The following is an 18,242-nucleotide window of genomic DNA, read 5'->3' as shown; positions in this document are numbered from 1 at the left end:
TAACTCATTAGTGATTTTCGCCCTGTAACTGAGACTGCCTACTGATCACTATTTTATTTTTCTCCTTTTCATTTCTCGCTTTATCAGCTCAAATTCTCTACTGCTTTGCCCTGCAATGCTGGAGTTTTCTGCTGCTCTTCGAGTCAAATAAGGCATAACTTTTTCCACAGGCCCATAAGGAACATATTTCACAACCCTATATCCAGCATTTGCCAGATTAAAAGAAATATTATCACTCATTCCATACAACTGCGCAAAGAAAACCTGATCTGAATTAGGATCTACTCCATATTTATTGATCAAGTCAGCTACTAGTAAATTGCTGTTTTCATTATGCGAGCCACTCATCAGGTGAATCTTGTTTTCAATACAAAACTCGACTCCCAAATTGTAATCTCTATCTGTTGCCGCTTTGCTAGGCTGGATTGGACTTGGATACCCTAGCTTTTCTGCCCGCTCTCCTTCCTTTTCCATATAGGCCCCTCTTACGAGTTTTACTCCTAACAAATAGCCTTTTTCCTTGGCCACCTCAGCTGCTTTTTTCAATCTACCCAACATATCATGTCGATACATCTGGTAAGTATTATAAACTACACAACGCTCTTGGTTATACTTCTCCATTGCCTCATAAGCCAAATCATCAACAGCATCCTGAAACCAAGATTCCTCGGCATCGATCAGGATTTTCAAACCGAGATCATGAGCAGTTTTGCAAAGTAAATCAACCCGGTTTTTGGTTCGCTGATAAGCTTCTTGCTCTTCCTGATTTAATTTCTCTCCTGCCTGAATCTTTATCAAATGGTGATAATCTCCCAGACCGGTTACTTTTATGACACCAAAAGGCATGTAATCCGTTTTTTCAGACTCAATCATTGTCTGACGAATCTCTTCGGTAGTTCTTTCAAAACTTTCCTCATCCCCTTTTCCTTCCACTGAATAATCCAGGATAGCTTCGATGCCATATTTGGCCAAAGATTCACAGGCTTTAATGCTTTCTTTGATCGTTTCCCCTCCACAAAAATGCCCAAACATTGTTTGCTTCATGATCCACTTGATAGGAAATTTCAATTTCAAAGCCACATGAGTCAGGGCAATTCCGATATCTGAAAGGGTCTTATTATTTAATAAGGAGAAAACCAGATGCATTTTTTTAAGTTCTGCATCAGATTTAGAGGCAAAGGCCACTTCTAGATTTTCGAAAGAAATAGTCGGTTTTGTTGGCATATTTCTAAATAAAGGTGCAAAGATATCAAAAAAACTACTTTTACTCGGCTTTTGTTGGCAATAAACATGAGGCTTTATTGGAGATAAATCTTCTTCTTAAATTCTGAATGTTCTTTTCCATTTTAATAGAAAGACGTGCAAAAATTTTCTGACTTGTTAATTTTTTAAGATTTTTTTTAAAGAATTTTAAAAAAGAAATTAGAACGAAAACAGAATAATATTCCGAATAGACAGTTTCACAAAGTAAAATCTAAGTGATTTATTCAGTTGTCATTATTTAATATTGAATTTTTCAACTTTGGTTAAAAAATTAATTTTGTTTTTTGAGAGTCCCCTCTTACATTTGGGGCATGTTATTGACAGCAGCGATCTATTTTACCTTCTTTTACTTTTACTTTCGAAGCCAAAATCGAATCGGTGCCGCCTATTGTCTAGCCAAAAACTAAAAGAACATAAACTACACAAAGAGCCCGATTCGAAAGAGTCGGGTTTTTTCATTTAATGCTTAGCCGTATGAAAACGCACAAACAAATCAAAGACTGGGGTCTAGGACTCACTGGACCAACCATCATCGCAGGACCTTGCTCCGCAGAATCTCCTGAGCAGATCGAGAAGATCTGTCTGGAAATGAAAGAAAATAACATTATCCCTTCTATGTTCCGTGCTGGAATCTGGAAGCCAAGAACCAGACCGGGAAGTTTCGAAGGTATCGGTGAAGAAGGTTTGAAGTGGATGGAAATCGTCCGTCATCATTTGAACATTCCAATTACCGTTGAAGTAGGGAATGCAGCACATGCAGAAATCGCCCTTAGAAACAACGTTGACGTAGTTTGGGTAGGTGCAAGAACTACCGTTAACCCATTTGCTGTTCAGGAAATTGCTGATGCTCTTAAAGGATCAGACATTCCAGTAATGGTTAAAAACCCTATGAATCCAGACTTGGATCTTTGGATGGGTGCTTTGGAAAGATTTCATGCTGTTGGACTTGACAAATTAGCCGCAATCCACAGAGGTTTCTCTGATGCTTATGATAAGAGATTCCGTAACAAGCCAAACTGGTCTATGCCAATGCACTTAAAGCGTGTTTGGACTGGAATGGAAGTAATCAATGACCCTTCTCACATTGTAGGAAAGAGAGACGGCATTCTTGAAATTTCCCAGAAAGCGATGAACTTCGGTTTGGATGGTTTGATGATCGAAACACACCATGATCCAGATAATGCATGGTCTGATGCCAAGCAGCAAGTGACTCCAAAGAGATTGAAAGAAATAATCTCTGCTATTGATTTCAAGAAACCATTGGAATCTGAGAAGCCAAGCGAAAGATTAAATGATTTGAGAAGAGCTGTGGATCATTTGGATGATCAGTTATTGGATATTCTTCAAGAGAGATTTGCGATTATCGATCAAATCGGTGCACATAAAAGAGAGCATCATCTAACTGTATTTCAGTCTGATAGATGGAAAGAAGTAATGGAAAGCAGAACTCAAAAGGGAGTTCAGCGTCACCTGAGTGAAAAGTTTATGAAGGAGTTACTTTATTCTATTCATGAAGAGTCCGTAAAACGCCAAGAAAAACAACTTCGCGAATCTGAAGCTGTTAAGAAGTAAAATCAAAGGCTAAGCATTACTAGGTTTTGGGAGAATTTTTCTCCCAAAACCATTTGCCTACCTTGCTCCTATCCTATCAAAACCTGTGGATCCTGTAATTTTCTCAACCTCTATTGCCTCAGATTTGAAAAAAGTGCTTTCGGGCATTTCTTTTTCCCAACTTTTCGTCCTCACAGACCAAAATACTGAGCAGCATTGTTTACCTAAGCTTAAATCCATTTTTCCTTCAGACACTGTTTTTAAAACTGTTTCTGCAGGAGAAAAAAACAAAAACCTAAGTACTTGTACTGATATTTGGTCGGCTATGACCAAGGCCGCCTTAGATAGAAAAGCTCTCTTTATCAATATCGGTGGCGGAGTAATCGGCGACATGGGTGGTTTTTGCGCAAGCATTTACAAAAGAGGAATCCGTTTTATCAATATTCCAACTACTCTTCTTTCTCAGGTTGACGCAAGCGTCGGTGGAAAATTAGGAGTTGATTTTGAGGGATTAAAAAATCACTTGGGAACATTTAATGAACCGGAAACAGTGATGATTTCAACTGAATTTCTGACAACATTGCCTGAAGAGGAATTGCGTTCCGGATATGCAGAAATCATCAAGCATGGTTTGATTCAGGACAAATCCTATTTTGAAAACCTGTCTATTGAAAACTGGGAGAATCAAAATTGGATGGAATTGATTCAACATTCTGTGGGCATCAAAAAACAGGTGGTGACTTCTGATCCAAAAGAAGCCGGACTTCGCAAAGTTTTAAATTATGGCCATACCATTGGACATGCTTTTGAATCACACTTTTTGGATGGACCAAAACATCTATTACACGGAGAGGCTATTGCGATCGGAATGATCTGTGAAGGATACCTTTCCCATAAAAAATTAAACCTGAGTGCGAATGAACTGAATATTATCAATAAAACTTTCCTTTCTATTTATGGAAAAATCAGTTTCGCAGAGTCAGATTTTGGCCCAATACTCGATCTTTGTCTACAGGACAAAAAAAATGAAGGCTCTGTCCTTATGTTTTCTCTTTTGAAGAAAATCGGAGATTGCAGCTATAATATTCCGGTGAGCCGAGATGAAATAAAAGAAGCAATTCTTTACTACCAAAACTTAGATCTTTCTTAAACCTATTCCCGTGAGTACCGAAACCAAAACTGTTTTACAGCTACACCAAAAAAGCGAATTCAATACCACCACTATCCCTCTTCCATCTTCAAAGAGTGAATCAAACAGGGTTTTGGTTATTGACGCATTAACTGAAGGCAAAAACAAGATCACAAATCTGGCTGAGGCGAGAGATACGCAAACTATGATCCGTTTGCTTGGCAAAAACCCTCCTGTTTTTGACGTATTGGATGCTGGAACTACTATGCGTTTTTTGACTGCTTATGCTGCCGTAACCAATCAAAACAAAGTGATGACTGGTACTCCAAGAATGTGCGAACGACCAATAGGAATTTTGGTGGATGCGCTAAGAACTGTTGGAGCTAAAATACATTATTTGGGCGTAGAAGGCTACCCTCCTCTTGCCATTCACGGACTTTCCGAACAGCTTTCTAACAAAGTTAAAATCCGCGGAGACGTCTCTTCACAATACATTTCAGCGATGTTGATGATCGCTCCGATCCTACCTCAGGGATTAGAATTAGAACTTGAAGGCAAAGTCGGATCTAGAACATATATCGAAATGACCCTCGAACTGATGGCTCAATTTGGCATCAAGTACGAGTGGAATGACAATAAAATCAAGGTCGTAAATCAGCCTTATCAAACCACTTCTTTCGCCGTAGAAAGCGATTGGTCGGGAGCTAGCTACTGGTTCAGTTTATTGGCTTGTGCCGATTCTGGAACGTTATTTTTAGAAGGTTTGAAAGAAAACAGCCTTCAGGGAGACTCCAAAATCGTCGATATCATGGACCGTTTAGGAATCAAAAGCAGTTTCAAAGACGGAGGAGTTTTACTACAGAAACAACCTGTGAAAGGACTTGATAAATGGGATTTCACTCATTGTCCAGACCTTGCCCAAACAGTCGCTGTTACCTGCGCGATCCTTGGTCAAAATGCCATTTTCACCGGTTTGGAAAGCTTGAAAATCAAAGAGACTGATCGAATTCTAGCACTTCAACAAGAATTGGCAAAGTTCAATGCGGATCTTAAGGAAATTGAACCGGAAGTTTATCAGGTGATTCCATCTGTGACGATGCCTTCCGAGGTAGAAATTCACACCTACGATGACCACCGAATGGGAATGGCTTTTATGCCTTTGCTGACAAAAACACGCGTGTTAATCGAAGATCCTGCCGTAGTGAATAAATCCTATCCAAGCTTTTGGAAACATTGTGAGCTTTTAGGAATCGAAATGGAAACCAAATCCTAAGTCATGAGCACATTAAATATTGCCATCCAAGGGGTTCCGGGATCCTTCCACCACCAAGTGGCTCTGGCTAAATTTGGCGAAAACACAGAAATACTTTCTTTCAACCAGTTTGAACCAGTAGCTAAATCTGTCGCCACAGGAGAAGCAGATTTTGCTGTCATGGCAATTGAAAACTCTATTGCCGGAGCAATTTTCCCCAATTACGAGCTGCTGGACCGATATGAACTGACCGTTCGGGATGAATATTATCTTCCAATCGCACATCAATTGATGGCATTGCCAGGTCAAAAAATTGAGGATATCAAAGAAGTGCGTTCTCATCCAATGGCCTTACTACAGTGCAAAGCATTCTTTGCGGAGCATCCCTCCATCGAACTTAAGGATGATATCGATACTGCGGCAGTTTCGAAGCAAATCGCAACCCATCAATGGAAAGGAATTGGAGCAATTGCTTCCACGATTGCAGCAGACATTTATGGACTAGAAATCTTGGCAAAAGATATTCAAACGGTAAAGAACAATTTTACCCGATTTATCATTTTGCAAAAGCAAAAAGAGATTTTGGATTTCATCCCAAATAAAGCTTCGATCAAAGTAACGCTGAAAAACGAAAAAGGAATTTTGGCAAAACTTCTCACATTGATGAGCGAAAATGGCTTGGATCTAAGTAAGATTCAGTCCGTTCCGGTCATTCAAAAACCATGGGAATATTCGTTCTTTATGGACACAGTTTTTGAAGATCATCAGGTTTTCAAACAAACCATGGAGGAGATTCAAGAGCGATTTGGAGAGGTGAAAATTTTTGGGGAATACATAAGCAGAAAATAATGAAAGGATTTTCAGAGAAAATCGAAACTGTACAGGAATACTATTTTTCTGCCAAACTAAGGGAAGTCAATCAGATGATTGCGGATGGAAAACCTGTAATCAATTTAGGGATTGGCAGTCCAGATCTTGCTCCAGACCCTAAGGTAATTGAAGCATTAAAAAACACCGCTGAAAACCCACGGGCCCATGGATATCAAAGTTATCAAGGTATCCCCGAACTGAGAATTGCATATGCAGAGTTTTATGCCCGGGAATATGGAGTCTCCTTACAACCCGATAAAGAAATATTACCTCTAATGGGCTCTAAAGAAGGAATTATGCATGTAAGCATGACCTTTCTAAACCCAGGCGATGAGGTATTGATTCCAAATCCAGGATATCCTACTTATGCCTCAGTCACCAATCTTCTCGGAGCAAAACCTGTCTATTATACTATTGATTTGAATAGGAAAGGCCGGCCAGATTTTGAATCATTAGAGCAAACAGACCTTAGCAAAGTAAAGCTGATGTGGATCAATTATCCCCATATGCCAACAGGCGCTCAAGGGTCTGAAGAGATACTCAAAGAGTTGGTGGATTTTGCGAAGAAACATGACATTGTATTGATTTCTGATAATCCCTACAGTCATATTTTGACGGATGCGCCTAGAAGTATTTTGAGCATTTCTGGAGCTGAGGAAGTTGCCATGGAGTTAAATTCCTTAAGCAAAACCTTTAATATGCCAGGTTGGAGAGTGGGAATGTTGGCAGGAAGAGCCGATTGGTTGCAGAAAGTGCTGAAAGTAAAAAGTAACATGGACTCAGGAATGTTTCTTGGCCTCCAAAAAGGTGCGATTGCTGCCTTAGGTCTGGGAAAAACCTGGTTTGAAGATTTAGACGATTTATATAAAAACAGGAGAAAACTAGTTTGGAAACTAGCAGACAAACTCGGTCTTAAATACGAGCAGGATTCTGCTGGATTATTTGTCTGGTGTCAAGTACCAGAGGGAAAAACTGCTGAGGAAATCGTGGATAACTTGTTGTACGAAAAAAATATTTTCATCACACCGGGTAAAATCTTTGGTTCGGAAGGAAACAATTATGTCAGGATCTCCCTATGCATGCCAGAATTCAAAATTTTAGAAGCAATTAACCGTATTAAACCATAACCATGAAAAAGATACATATCATCGGACTGGGTCTTCTTGGAGGCTCTTTCGCATTAGGTGCAAAAAAGAAACTAGCCGATCTTCATATCACAGGATTTGATATCGATTCCCAAAATCAAAAAGATGCCCTAACGTTGGGTATTGTTTCTGAAATCAAAGAACAGGCTGATGTCGACACTGACTTAGTCATTTTGGCAACTCCAGCAGATACTTTGGGGGATTTGTTGATTTCCACATTGGATCAAATCGGTGAAAACACACTTGTTTTTGATGTGGGTTCCACCAAATCAAAACTAACCACTTTGGTGGCGGGCCACCCGAAAAGAGACCAATACTTAGCTGCTCACCCAATTGCCGGCACTGAGTATTCAGGCCCTAAAGCAGCTTTGGAAGATCTTTTGGATAGAAAAGTGATGATTATCTGTGAGCTGGAAAAAACCAATCTTCATCTCAAGGAAAAAGCTTATGAATTGTTTGAAGCTTTAAACCTTAAACTTCGATTTATGGATCCAGAAGAGCATGATAGACATTTGGCTTTCGTGTCTCACCTCTCCCATATTTCTTCTTTTATGCTTGGTGAAACTGTGCTTCAGAAAATGGCAGATGAGAAAAACATCTTTGATATGGCGGGTTCGGGCTTTGCCTCCACAGTAAGATTGGCTAAATCCAGTCCGGCGATGTGGGCTCCGATTTTGACAGAAAACAAAGAAAATATTCTCAATGCCTTAGATGGATATATCGCAAACCTTTCCTCATTTCGTGAGAAAATTGCTCAAAGCGATCTAGAAGGGCTTTATAACGAAATGGCAGAAATCAATAAGATCAGAGATATTCTGGATCTTGAGAAATAAAAAAATCGAAATCACGATTTATAACCACGGTCATCCGTGGTTTTTTTTATGTCTTTAGATTTTCGATTAATTAGGTAAATTGATAACCTCAAAACGATAAACCTATGAAACATAAACTATTACTTATTCTTGCTTTTACAGCTTTCCAAGCATTTGGACAAAGTGATTCTTGGCAAATCCTAGAAACAACGAATGAAGCTTCTCCGAGACATGAAAACTCTTTTGTAGAATGTGACGGGAAGTTTTATGCGCTCGGAGGAAGAGCAGACCGTCCAGTGGAAGAGTTTGATCCAAAGACCAAAACCTGGAAAAAGCTGGCAGATGTCCCTATGAATTTTCACCATTTTCAGGCGATCTCTTACGATCATGAAATCTATGTAATCGGGGCATTTACAGGAGGCTATCCTCACGAAAAACCTATTCCCAATTTTCTGATTTTTAACCCGAAGAAAAATGAATGGAGAGAAGGGCCAGAAATCCCAAAAGATAGATTAAGAGGATCTGTAGGAGTTTTTGTTCGGAATGATAAAATCTATTTAGCAAGTGGAATAATTGACGGACATTGGGACGGACATGTGACTTGGTTTGACGAATACGATCCAAAAACAGGAAAATGGACAGTTTTACCTGATGCTCCAAGGGCAAGAGATCATTTTAGTGCTACACTGGTTGGAGACAAAGCTTATCTAGTAGGTGGACGTCGCTCTTCTGCCGTAATCGGAAAAGTTTTAGATCTGACTGTTCCAGAAGTGGATTATTTTGATTTTGACACAAACACTTGGCATACAATCGATTCGACGATTCCTACCGAAAGAGCCGGAACATCCAATGTTGCGAATGGCCCTTACCTTGTCGTCATGAATGGTGAAAGTGTAGCACAAGAAGCTGCACATGCAGAAGTAGAAATGCTGGATACCCGTACTGGAACGTGGTCAAGTCTACCAAAATTAAACCAAGGAAGACACGGAACAGGTGTAGTTTATTACAAAGGGAAAATTTATGTAGCTGCCGGTTCAGCAAATAGAGGCGGCGGCCCTGAACTTAACAACATTGAGGTTTTGGAATGGAAATGAGCTAAAACCTCCTCTTAATTTTCCTAAAACAACGATTCTTAAAGGGTAAATTTCATTTATTTTCTATTTCTGGCCTTTCATTTGAATAAATAACACCAGAATAAACAAACTAAACCATGAAAAATCTATTCACCCTATTATTCGGATTACTTTTAGCCGTACCGGTTTTTGCTCAGGATGACATGACGATTCCTCTTATAGAAGTAGAGGGATTTGCAGAAAGAAAAGTGGCCCCGGACGAAGCTGTTTTCTCTATCCATTTGGAAGAAAAAGCAATGAAAGTAACGGATGCGACCGAAGTTTTAAATGCGAAAACCAAAAAACTTGCGCAAGCCTTAGAGAAAGCGAAAATCAAAGATTACAAATTGGTAGCAGATAACTATTCTGTGAATTTGAATAGAATTTATAGAAATGGATATGCAAGAGACAGTGGGTATGTTGCTTCTCAAAACTTAAGAATCACCACAAACAGCAAAAATGTCGACATGCAGAAAATCGTGGAAGCAATTCAAAATTCTGGAGACATGTCTTTCAATTTGAATTTTCAGGTTTCTGAAATAGCTCAAAAGTCTTTAGAAAATGAGCTTTTAACTGAGGCTTTGAAAAATGCCGAAAGTCGTGCGGAATTGATCGCTGAAACTTTGAACATTAAATCCATCAGAGTGCATAGAGTTTCATTATCTGCTTCACAGCCGGTTTATAAAATGGAAATGATGAATGCCAGAGCTGACGCAGCCCCTGCTCCATTAATTTCCCCTGATGATCAATCCCTCCAAAAACGGGTTATGGTCAAATACACCTACTAAAAATCTACTTATATAAAGAGATCTGGTAGCAGGTCTCTTTTTTTGTTTTATCCTTTTATATTTCCTTTTATGAATGATTCTGATTTCCGAAACAAGCCATCCATCCATTCTCAAATAGAGGCAAAATCTGCAGAAATAGGCTTTACCATGCCTTCTGATTTGTACATTGGAACACTTTTAAAAACCTTGGTTGCAAGTAAGCCTAATGGCCTTTTTCTAGAACTAGGTACGGGGATCGGGCTTTCCCTTTCTTGGATGATTGATGGAATGGACCAGGAATCCAATCTGATTTCAGTGGACAATGATCCTAAATTGGTTTCGATTGCCAGAGAATTTTTTGGAGAAGATGAAAGAGTTGAATTGGTATTATCCGATGGGGAAAAATGGATTGAGTCTTACGAAGGTCCTCAATTTGATCTGATATTCGCAGATGCTTGGCCTGGAAAATACAGCCATTTAGATGAAGTATTCTCCTTTTTGAAAGTGGGTGGGATCTATGTCATTGATGATATGTCAGAACAACCAAACTGGCCTAAGGGACATGCTGAAAAAGCCAATGCATTAGTTGAGTTATTGGAAAACAGAAAAGACTTTCATCTGACAAAAATGAACTGGTCTACCGGGGCAATTTTGATGACAAAGATTTCATAATCAGCTGAATTTGGGATCGGCGGTATGAATAATATTACTTGAATTTGAGATATTGGTAGGAAACATTACCCTACCCAAAATGAAATTCAGATTTCACCTATTTGCATATTCAATCATTTGCTTCAGTTTTTCTTGCTCCAATCCCAATCCAATTATTGGCACTTCAGAAATTACCAAATGGCCAGATGATAAAACTGGAGCCATTTCTGTAACTTATGATGATGGGATTGTAAATCAATTTACGATTGCAAAACCTATCATGGACAGTCTTGGGATTCCGGCTACTTTTTACATTATCACCGGAAAGGTTGAAGGAGCCGGAAAAGGGAAGTTTACAGGTAGAGATCCAAAAGTCATCATCGAGGAAACTCGGTCCACCCCTACTGATTCCAGTAATTTCTTTGAGCGTGCCTCCCTTATTGCTTTCACCGGAACAACAGAAGCAGAGGACTATCATGCACGGGTTGGTTCTTTATATGAAGCAGGTAAAGTAAATGAAGCATATAGCCTTTTGGATGAAGGCTATGAGAAAATCCGGGATGGCAAAATCCGAAACACTGGCGAAATAGTGTTTCACAACAATGTAGAAGATACTACGACTTGGGAACAGTATAGAACCTATTCAGCGCAAGGGCATGAAATAGCATCTCACACGGTTACTCATCCGAGACTTGCAGTTTTGGATGAAGTAAATATGCTTTATGAGCTAGAGCAGAGCAAAGCTGATTTATTGGAAAATATCGGTGAGGAATCCATTTTTTCTGCAGAAGGTCCATACGGAACGGAGAATGAGCGGGTCATGGAATATGCCCATAAAATCTATCCTGCTTTGAGAAACCGAATGCCTGAACCATGGCTGGAGGAAATCAATCGTGGAAGTAATGCTCAACCAGGTCAATCTGAAAAGGAATACGTGCAATGGCAAAGAGGTCCTCAGACAAGAAATACCCTGGAAGAAATGAAAAGCTGGGTGGATACTGTCATGAATCATCAAAATATCTGGTTGGTATTGGTGATACATGGCGTAGAAAATCTAGGCTGGGAGCCAAAGACAAAAGAAGAACTTACTGGTTACTTTTCTTATATGAAAGCCAATGAGGATAAGCTTTGGATTGAAACTTTTAGAGATGTCACTAAGTATATCCGAGCTCGGCAGAACAGTCAAATTTCTAGTAAATTGGAAAATGGTGAGATTTCCGTTTCACTCCAATCAGAGTTGGATGCATCTGTCTATTCAGTTCCACTAACAATCAAAACTTATATTCCTGAAGACTGGAAAGAAGCCAAGACCAATAAACAAGGTACTTTGGAAATACATCAAGACGAAAAAGGCAAATTTGTTTTATATCCATTGAGCCTAGCCGAAGCTTCCATTGCATTAACTAAATAAACTCCCTATGAAAAACATATTCTTTATCGCGGTGGGATTCATCTTAGCTGTAAGCTTGGGATTTGTTAATGATCCTGAACCAACAAAAAACGAAAATTTTATGAATACAAAAGAAAACCTAAAACTTGGGGCTTTCTCGATGAGTTTAAGTGTGAAAGACCTTCAAACATCTAAAAGATTTTATGAAAATCTCGGATTTACTCAACTTGGAGGAAACATGGATCAAAATTACCTCATTATGAAAAATGAGAATTCATTGATCGGACTATTTCAAGGAAAGTTTGAACAGAATATTTTGACTTTCAATCCAGGTTGGGACGAAAATGGGGAAAACACGGAATCCTTTGATGATATCCGGGAAATTCAAAAATTACTGAAGAGCAAGGGGATTAAAATTGATCAGGAATTAGATATGAACAGCAAAGGTCCTGCAAGTATTGTACTGACTGATCCGGATGGAAATTTAATTTTAATAGACCAGCATCGATGATTCTTCTAACATGCTCTGACTTTATCAATGAAAACACCTTTTAAAGAAAAGAAATATAAGTACATCTGTTTTTTTAATATATTATTACACAAACACTTGAACAACCAATAAACCATGAAAGAGCTCAGAAAAGAAGACATTAAACAGGAAGTTTTCGATCTATATGATGCTTATGCACATAATAAATTAGATCGAAGAACCTTCGTAGAGAAATTATCCGCATACGCTGTTGGAGGTATTACTGTTGCATCTCTAATGAGTGCAATGATGCCAAATTATGTAGATACAATTACTGTCCAGCCGGATGATGAGCGTATCGGATCCGATTACATCATGTATGATTCTCCAAAAGGCGGCGGAAAGATCAAAGGTCTACTTTCTAAACCTTCAGGAATGAGTGGTAAAGTACCTGGAATTGTGGTTGTACATGAAAACAGAGGGTTAAATCCTTATATCGAAGATGTGGGAAGAAGATGTGCAGTTGCCGGATTTATTTCTTTAGCCCCAGATGCCTTGACTCCGCTTGGAGGCTATCCTGGAAATGACGACGAAGGTCGTGCAATGCAATCAAAAAGGGATCGAAATGAGATGTTGGAGGATTTTATTGCAGCTTATGAAACGTTAAAAAATCATCCAGACTGTACCGGTGAAGTAGGCGTGGTTGGCTTTTGTTTTGGTGGATGGATCTCCAATATTATGGCCGTGAGGCTTCCAGATCTGGGAGCGGCAGTTCCTTTCTATGGCGGACAACCTTCAGCTGAGGAGGCTGCTCAGATAAAAGCTCCTTTAATGTTGCAATATGCCGGTTTAGACGAGCGTGTTAATGCAGGCTGGCCAGCATACGAGGAAGTACTGAAAGCGAATAATGTGGAGTACCAAGCCTTTGTTTACCCAGATGTCAACCATGGTTTCCATAACAATACCACACCTCGCTATGACGAGGCTGCGGCGACTTTAGCATGGGAACGAACAATTGACTTTTTCAATAAGCATCTCAAAAGCTAAAAGATTCACGCAAAAAAATGGAGGCCGATTGACCTCCATTTTTTCTATTTCTTTTTCAATAAAACATCCCGATAAAAAACAGGAAAGTTAAAATCCCCAAAGCCAAGCCTAGGATAAAAACATTGTAGGCATGCCTAAGTAAACTGTACTTTTTATTTAAAACTTTGGCCTGATAAAAAAGCGCAATAGACATTTGCTCTTGAATTTCCTTTTTTGATGGCAAAATCCTGTTGACTTCTTCCAGATATTGCTCCATAGTTAAGTTGGCACTTGAACCAAAAAACATGATGCTTGCTTTTGGATCCACCACATTCAGACTTTTATTTCCCATGATTTTAGGCTTTGCTGACTGCACTGCCAAAATAGTGGAGACAAAGCATGCTGAAATAAGTAACAACACAGGAACCAAAGTTATTGGGCTCTGAATTTCTATCTGATGGGAAATAGTGCCGTAGCCCATTATCGCCACTATCGAGGAAATCACCAGCGCATTGATGCTGATGATGATATTGGCTTTGTTGTCTGCTATCTGAAGAAGATTACAATTATTTTTAAAAGTCACTCTAAAAAATGTCTGATGTTCCCGATCAGGTTTTTCTTTTTTAACAAGGATAGGCTCTTCCATAGTATCTGTTTGTACAAATGAAATTTACATAAAAAAACAGAAGCCCATAGGATTCATCCCTCAATTTCAAGGAGTTTGAAATTTTATACCCCTAAAAAATCAGTAAACCTTGCTCTTTTAAAATCTCCCAAACTTCTGATTCCACTAATTCTTCAAACTCCCCTACCTCTTCTTCATAACTCTCTTTGACAGGCTTAATTGTATTCAATGGATTGGTATAAGAAACTTTCTCCAGCAGCTTGGTAACCCAAGCTCCAAGCTCTTCTGGCAGTTCCATAGCGAAATCCTCCTTTTTTCCTGAAAAAATCAATTCTACAAAACCTTCCTCTTCGCCTTGCATCAATTCCGGAAGTGCTCCAATCCAAAGAATTCTATTTTGGTCTTTATAAACCGGTTCAGGTTCATTCTGAATTGCTTTTGCAATGTATTTTTTATCAATCCCGGTCTTTGGCATTTTGAGATCAAACCAATCCTGCAATGGGATTTCAAATCCGATCCCATGCATGTAATTAAAAAGTGATTTTCTTAAGCCATCTCCGAAAAGCTCATGTTTTGCACCAACTGGATCCTCAAATGCCAGTTCATTATTTGCAAAATCACCATCCTCCGGATTCATTCTGGAGACACTAAATGCTTTCGGATCTAACCCAACAGGACTGTGTGCAGTCATGGCAAAACGATGCCAAAAAGCAGATTGCAACACGCCCAATTCGAAAAGTTGGCGGACCATTTCCATCGAATCAATTGTTTCTTGAGCCGTTTGGGTTGGAAAGCCATACATTAAATAGGCATGGACCATGATCCCTGCAGAAGTGAAATGGTTACAAACCTGAGCCACTTGAGACACTGTCACTCCTTTTTTGATCATCGCCAATAAGCGATCAGAAGCCACCTCCAAACCTCCGGAAACAGCAATACATCCGGATGCTCGAAGCAAACGACAAAGGTCTGTGGTAAAGCTACTCTCAAAGCGGATATTAGTCCACCAAACAACTGTCAAACCACGACGGAGAATTTCTATCGCCAAATCACGCATCAATGCCGGAGGTGCAGCTTCATCCACAAAATGAAACCCATTATTTCCAGTTTGTAGCATGATCTCTTCGATTCTATCACACAAGATTTCCGCTGTTATCGGCTCATATCGAGCAATATAATCAAGAGAAATGTCACAAAAAGTGCATTTCCCCCAATAGCAACCATGCGCCAAAGTCAGCTTATTCCATCGGCCGTCACTCCATAGTCGGTGCATAGGATTTGCTACTTCTATGACTGATAAATAGTTCTGAAGATTTAAATCCGAATAATCCGGTGTACCAACATCCCGCTGGGAAATGTCTTTAAACGCAGAATTATTCCACATTTTCACTTGACCATTCTCTCTCACAAAAGTTCTTTTCAATTCAGAAACAGGCCTCTGTCCATCCAAATGCTCCAAAAGCAAACGCACAGGCGCCTCTCCATCATCGAGCGTAATGAAATCTATGTAATCGAAAACACGAGGATCTTTTAAGGTTCTTAATTCTGTATTGGGATATCCTCCTCCCATCCAAACTGAGATGCCAGGGAAATTCTTTTTGATGAATTGACCACACTTCAAAGCTCCATAAAGATTGCCAGGGAAAGGAACTGAAAATGCAACTGAAACAGGGTCTACCTCTTTGATCTTCTCCTGCAATAAATGAAGCATTATCTGATCGATCAGACCTGTTTCATCATTTAGAGCAATTTCCATTTCATCAAAATCACTGGCAGAAACTGCCAATCTCTCTGCATACCTGCTAAAGCCAAAATTTGGGTCAATAGCTTCGGTGATCAAATCGCCCAAATCCTCTAGATACAAGGTTGAAAAGTATCTGGCCTTATCTCGAACCCCCAATGTACCAAAGGCCCATTCCAAATCATCAAGTTGCTCAAATCTAGCAGCTTCAGGAAGGTAATCTCCTTCCGAAATATGGTAAGCCAAAGTGGGATTTTTATCCTGTAAAAAGGAAATAACAGGATCAATTGTCTGAAGATATTTCAGCTTTAGACGAAGAATTCTACTTGCGTTATCCGAAAGCTGAACATCAAGATTTTCAACAATCTCAAAAACCTTTTGTAATCCTTTTCGGGAAAAAATCTCCAAAATCACATCCATTCCCAAATCCATTTGTTTGGAGGAAACTCCAAGTGTATTCAAATACCCTTTGAGATATGCTGTCGCCGGATAAGGAGTATTAAGCTGCGTAAATGGAGGAGTGATAAAGAGTACTTTCGTAGCCACAAAGATTTCATTTATTGATTTTCAAAGTTCGCAAAGAATCATGGATTCCGGCTAACTTCTTCAAAATAAGAAAAGCTTCTTCCTGAATCATCCCTTCAAGCCTTAATTTTTTTGGTAGATTTACTATTCAAGATAAAGACTACATGAGAGATAATAAATTCAATATCGCCGTATTGATCGATGGCGATAATGCCCAAGCAAAATTGATCAAAGAGATTTTAGAAGAAGTTTCCAAATATGGTAAAGCGACCATTAGGAGGATTTACGGAGATTGGACTACACCCCAAATGAATAGCTGGAAGGAAATGATCAACCTCCATTCTTTTAATCCAATCCAAAAATTCTCTTATACAACAGGTAAAAACTCTACAGACAGTTCTTTGATTATAGATGCCATGGATATCCTCCACAGTGATAGTGTGGATGGTTTTTGCATCGTTTCCAGTGATTCTGACTATACGGGACTCGCCAAAAGAATTCGTGAAGAGGGCCTTTTTGTCATGGGAATTGGCAGAAGGATTACTCCCAAAGCATTTGTTCAATCATGTGAGATTTTCACTTTTGCCGAAAACTTGGGACCAGGAGCAGATGATGAAAAAGCGCCTTCCAAGAAGTCCGAGAAACCATCCTCTGGCCCAGCAAGGCAGGATGTTTATAAAGGCGAGGAATCTAAAAAAGAAGAATTGCTGAAAGAGGCACCGACATTGGATTTAGATTTAATCGACAAAGCTTTCGAGATTTCTTCCGATGAAGAAGAGGAAATTCACATCGCAAAAATTGGCGCTTCGCTCCGTAAAATAGACCCTAGCTTTGACCCAAGATCATATGGATTCAGAAACCTGACTGAGCTTTTCCGAAGTCTGAAGAAATACCAAGTCATGAAAAATGAAGTGAATGGACTGAATTACCCGCTTGTAAAATTGAAATAAATCAAGTTGGAATTTTAGATCGAAAAAGAAGTTCAAAATAGGAAGGTTAAAAACAAGTTTCTATAAAGCTTGTTTTAAATAACAGGTTATTTGGCACATGCAAAAAACCTGCAGACTCAATGTTTAGGAACGATCAAAATCCATGAAATGAAAAAATCAAGAATCTTTCCTTTTGGCCTCTTCATTTTTTTAATTTCTTCTTTTTCATGTCAGGCTCAAAGTACCAATAGCGTAGAAAAAGATGCATACAGTTATAAAACTCCAAGTAGAGATGGTACGGGCAAATTTTACATGGGAAGAGAAATCTCCCAAGTCATGGGCTTTCAAGGAAAAGCATGGCTCGAAAGACCAAACAGGGAAGAGGAAGAAGGAATTTCCATCGCTTTAAAAAATCTGCCAATCAACGAAGAAAGTGTCGTTGCGGATATCGGAGCAGGTTCTGGATATTATTCATTTAGAATCGCCCCTCTTGTTCCAGAAGGAAAAGTCTATGCAGTAGAAATTCAGGATGAAGCCATCGCCTATTTAAATGATAAGATAGAAAGCTTAAAAATCACCAATGTAGAAACTGTAAAAGGCACAGAAAAATCACCAAATCTCCCCGAGTCTTCCGTCGATTTGGTAATCATGGTAGATGTTTATCATGAATTGGCATATCCGGCTGAGATTCTTCAAAACATTTATAAAGCACTGAAACCAAATGGGAAGATTTTACTACTGGAATACCGTGGAGAAGACCCGACGATTAATATTAAACCTTTGCATAAAATGACGGAAAGCCAAGTTAAAAGAGAATTAAAAGCCAATGGATTTAAATTTGTCAGCAATGGTAAATTCCTTCCCATCCAACATTTTTTGATTTTTGAAAAACCAGATTGATTAGGTTTTAAGCCTTAAATAGCTGAAAAATTAAATAGCTGAAAAAAAATTGATTTTTTTCAGGACTCATTACCACTTTCGGTAC

17 protein-coding genes are annotated in these 18,242 nt (G+C 39.1%); 14 read left to right on the top strand and 3 right to left on the bottom strand.

Translation table 11 applies throughout. The features are described 5' to 3' along the window. Positions 1-48 precede the first annotated feature (48 nt). Positions 49-1,224 (bottom strand): proline dehydrogenase family protein, encoded by a 1,176-nt coding sequence (locus FHS59_RS03695; RefSeq protein WP_184493150.1) that lies wholly within the window; start codon positions 1,222-1,224, stop codon positions 49-51. 513 nt (positions 1,225-1,737) lie between these two features. Between FHS59_RS03695 and FHS59_RS03690 the strand changes: the two genes are divergently transcribed. From FHS59_RS03690 to FHS59_RS03635, 12 genes are all read left to right on the top strand, one after another. Next, a complete protein-coding gene (locus FHS59_RS03690; protein WP_184493148.1) occupies positions 1,738-2,835 on the top strand; it encodes a chorismate mutase in 1,098 nt (365 codons plus the stop codon). A gap of 85 nt (positions 2,836-2,920) precedes the next feature. Next, a complete protein-coding gene (gene aroB / locus FHS59_RS03685; RefSeq protein WP_184493146.1) occupies positions 2,921-3,964 on the top strand; it encodes a 3-dehydroquinate synthase in 1,044 nt (347 codons plus the stop codon). Between the two features lie 10 nt (positions 3,965-3,974). Next, positions 3,975-5,216 carry a 3-phosphoshikimate 1-carboxyvinyltransferase gene (locus FHS59_RS03680; protein ID WP_184493144.1) on the top strand — a complete coding sequence of 414 codons (1,242 nt, stop codon included), beginning with the start codon at positions 3,975-3,977 and terminating at the stop codon, positions 5,214-5,216. A gap of 3 nt (positions 5,217-5,219) precedes the next feature. Beyond that, the gene (locus FHS59_RS03675; protein WP_184493142.1) at positions 5,220-6,044 is read left to right on the top strand and encodes a prephenate dehydratase; all 825 of its coding nucleotides are present in this window, start codon (positions 5,220-5,222) and stop codon (positions 6,042-6,044) included. Continuing rightward, positions 6,044-7,192 (top strand): pyridoxal phosphate-dependent aminotransferase, encoded by a 1,149-nt coding sequence (locus FHS59_RS03670; RefSeq protein WP_184493140.1) that lies wholly within the window; start codon positions 6,044-6,046, stop codon positions 7,190-7,192. Before FHS59_RS03675 ends, FHS59_RS03670 begins: the two co-directional genes overlap by 1 nt. Positions 7,193-7,194: 2 nt before the next feature. Next, a complete protein-coding gene (locus FHS59_RS03665) occupies positions 7,195-8,043 on the top strand; it encodes a prephenate dehydrogenase (protein ID WP_184493138.1) in 849 nt (282 codons plus the stop codon). Positions 8,044-8,147: 104 nt separating this feature from the next. After that, positions 8,148-9,116, top strand: a complete 969-nt coding sequence (locus FHS59_RS03660; RefSeq protein ID WP_184493136.1) for a Kelch repeat-containing protein — start codon at positions 8,148-8,150, stop codon at positions 9,114-9,116. Between the two features lie 116 nt (positions 9,117-9,232). Continuing rightward, positions 9,233-9,922, top strand: a complete 690-nt coding sequence (locus tag FHS59_RS03655) for an SIMPL domain-containing protein (protein WP_184493134.1) — start codon at positions 9,233-9,235, stop codon at positions 9,920-9,922. A gap of 69 nt (positions 9,923-9,991) precedes the next feature. Then, positions 9,992-10,573 (top strand): O-methyltransferase, encoded by a 582-nt coding sequence (locus FHS59_RS03650; protein WP_184493132.1) that lies wholly within the window; start codon positions 9,992-9,994, stop codon positions 10,571-10,573. Positions 10,574-10,652: 79 nt separating this feature from the next. Further along, entirely contained in the window at positions 10,653-11,963 is a 1,311-nt protein-coding gene (locus FHS59_RS03645; protein ID WP_184493130.1) for a polysaccharide deacetylase family protein, read from the top strand. Positions 11,964-11,970: 7 nt separating this feature from the next. Further along, complete coding sequence (locus FHS59_RS03640) at positions 11,971-12,453, top strand: VOC family protein (RefSeq protein ID WP_317168143.1); 483 nt, start codon at positions 11,971-11,973, stop codon at positions 12,451-12,453. A gap of 114 nt (positions 12,454-12,567) precedes the next feature. After that, positions 12,568-13,458: a dienelactone hydrolase family protein gene (locus FHS59_RS03635; protein WP_184493128.1), complete on the top strand. Its 891-nt coding sequence runs from the start codon at positions 12,568-12,570 to the stop codon at positions 13,456-13,458. Positions 13,459-13,513: 55 nt separating this feature from the next. Here FHS59_RS03635 and FHS59_RS03630 read toward each other — a convergent pair whose 3' ends face one another. Next, positions 13,514-14,083, bottom strand: coding sequence for a Pycsar system effector family protein (locus tag FHS59_RS03630; protein ID WP_184493126.1), 570 nt, complete (start codon positions 14,081-14,083; stop codon positions 13,514-13,516). A 91-nt stretch (positions 14,084-14,174) separates the two neighbouring features. Then, a complete protein-coding gene (locus FHS59_RS03625; protein WP_184493124.1) occupies positions 14,175-16,349 on the bottom strand; it encodes a B12-binding domain-containing radical SAM protein in 2,175 nt (724 codons plus the stop codon). A gap of 143 nt (positions 16,350-16,492) precedes the next feature. Between FHS59_RS03625 and FHS59_RS03620 the strand changes: the two genes are divergently transcribed. Continuing rightward, positions 16,493-17,278, top strand: coding sequence for an NYN domain-containing protein (locus FHS59_RS03620; RefSeq protein ID WP_184493122.1), 786 nt, complete (start codon positions 16,493-16,495; stop codon positions 17,276-17,278). Between the two features lie 147 nt (positions 17,279-17,425). Beyond that, the gene (locus FHS59_RS03615) at positions 17,426-18,157 is read left to right on the top strand and encodes a class I SAM-dependent methyltransferase (RefSeq protein ID WP_184493120.1); all 732 of its coding nucleotides are present in this window, start codon (positions 17,426-17,428) and stop codon (positions 18,155-18,157) included. Positions 18,158-18,242: the final 85 nt, after the last annotated feature.

Origin of the sequence: Algoriphagus iocasae (assembly GCF_014206875.1) — a bacterium.
GTDB classification, from domain to species: Bacteria; Bacteroidota; Bacteroidia; order Cytophagales; family Cyclobacteriaceae; genus Algoriphagus; species Algoriphagus iocasae.
Note: the sequence above shows the minus strand (reverse complement) of the source record. Positions and strands in the feature narration are given on the sequence as shown.

Bases quoted from the DNA above. Each gene is read 5' to 3' on its own strand.
- FHS59_RS03695 (WP_184493150.1), bottom strand. From the start codon at position 1,224: ATGCCAACAAAACCGACTATTTCTTTCGAAAATCTAGAAGTGGCCTTT.
- FHS59_RS03690 (WP_184493148.1), top strand. From the start codon at position 1,738: ATGAAAACGCACAAACAAATCAAAGACTGGGGTCTAGGACTCACTGGA.
- FHS59_RS03675 (WP_184493142.1), top strand. From the start codon at position 5,220: ATGAGCACATTAAATATTGCCATCCAAGGGGTTCCGGGATCCTTCCAC.
- FHS59_RS03670 (WP_184493140.1), top strand. From the start codon at position 6,044: ATGAAAGGATTTTCAGAGAAAATCGAAACTGTACAGGAATACTATTTT.
- FHS59_RS03665 (WP_184493138.1), top strand. From the start codon at position 7,195: ATGAAAAAGATACATATCATCGGACTGGGTCTTCTTGGAGGCTCTTTC.
- FHS59_RS03660 (WP_184493136.1), top strand. From the start codon at position 8,148: ATGAAACATAAACTATTACTTATTCTTGCTTTTACAGCTTTCCAAGCA.
- FHS59_RS03655 (WP_184493134.1), top strand. From the start codon at position 9,233: ATGAAAAATCTATTCACCCTATTATTCGGATTACTTTTAGCCGTACCG.
- FHS59_RS03650 (WP_184493132.1), top strand. From the start codon at position 9,992: ATGAATGATTCTGATTTCCGAAACAAGCCATCCATCCATTCTCAAATA.
- FHS59_RS03645 (WP_184493130.1), top strand. From the start codon at position 10,653: ATGAAATTCAGATTTCACCTATTTGCATATTCAATCATTTGCTTCAGT.
- FHS59_RS03640 (WP_317168143.1), top strand. From the start codon at position 11,971: ATGAAAAACATATTCTTTATCGCGGTGGGATTCATCTTAGCTGTAAGC.
- FHS59_RS03635 (WP_184493128.1), top strand. From the start codon at position 12,568: ATGAAAGAGCTCAGAAAAGAAGACATTAAACAGGAAGTTTTCGATCTA.
- FHS59_RS03630 (WP_184493126.1), bottom strand. From the start codon at position 14,083: ATGGAAGAGCCTATCCTTGTTAAAAAAGAAAAACCTGATCGGGAACAT.
- FHS59_RS03620 (WP_184493122.1), top strand. From the start codon at position 16,493: ATGAGAGATAATAAATTCAATATCGCCGTATTGATCGATGGCGATAAT.
- FHS59_RS03615 (WP_184493120.1), top strand. From the start codon at position 17,426: ATGAAAAAATCAAGAATCTTTCCTTTTGGCCTCTTCATTTTTTTAATT.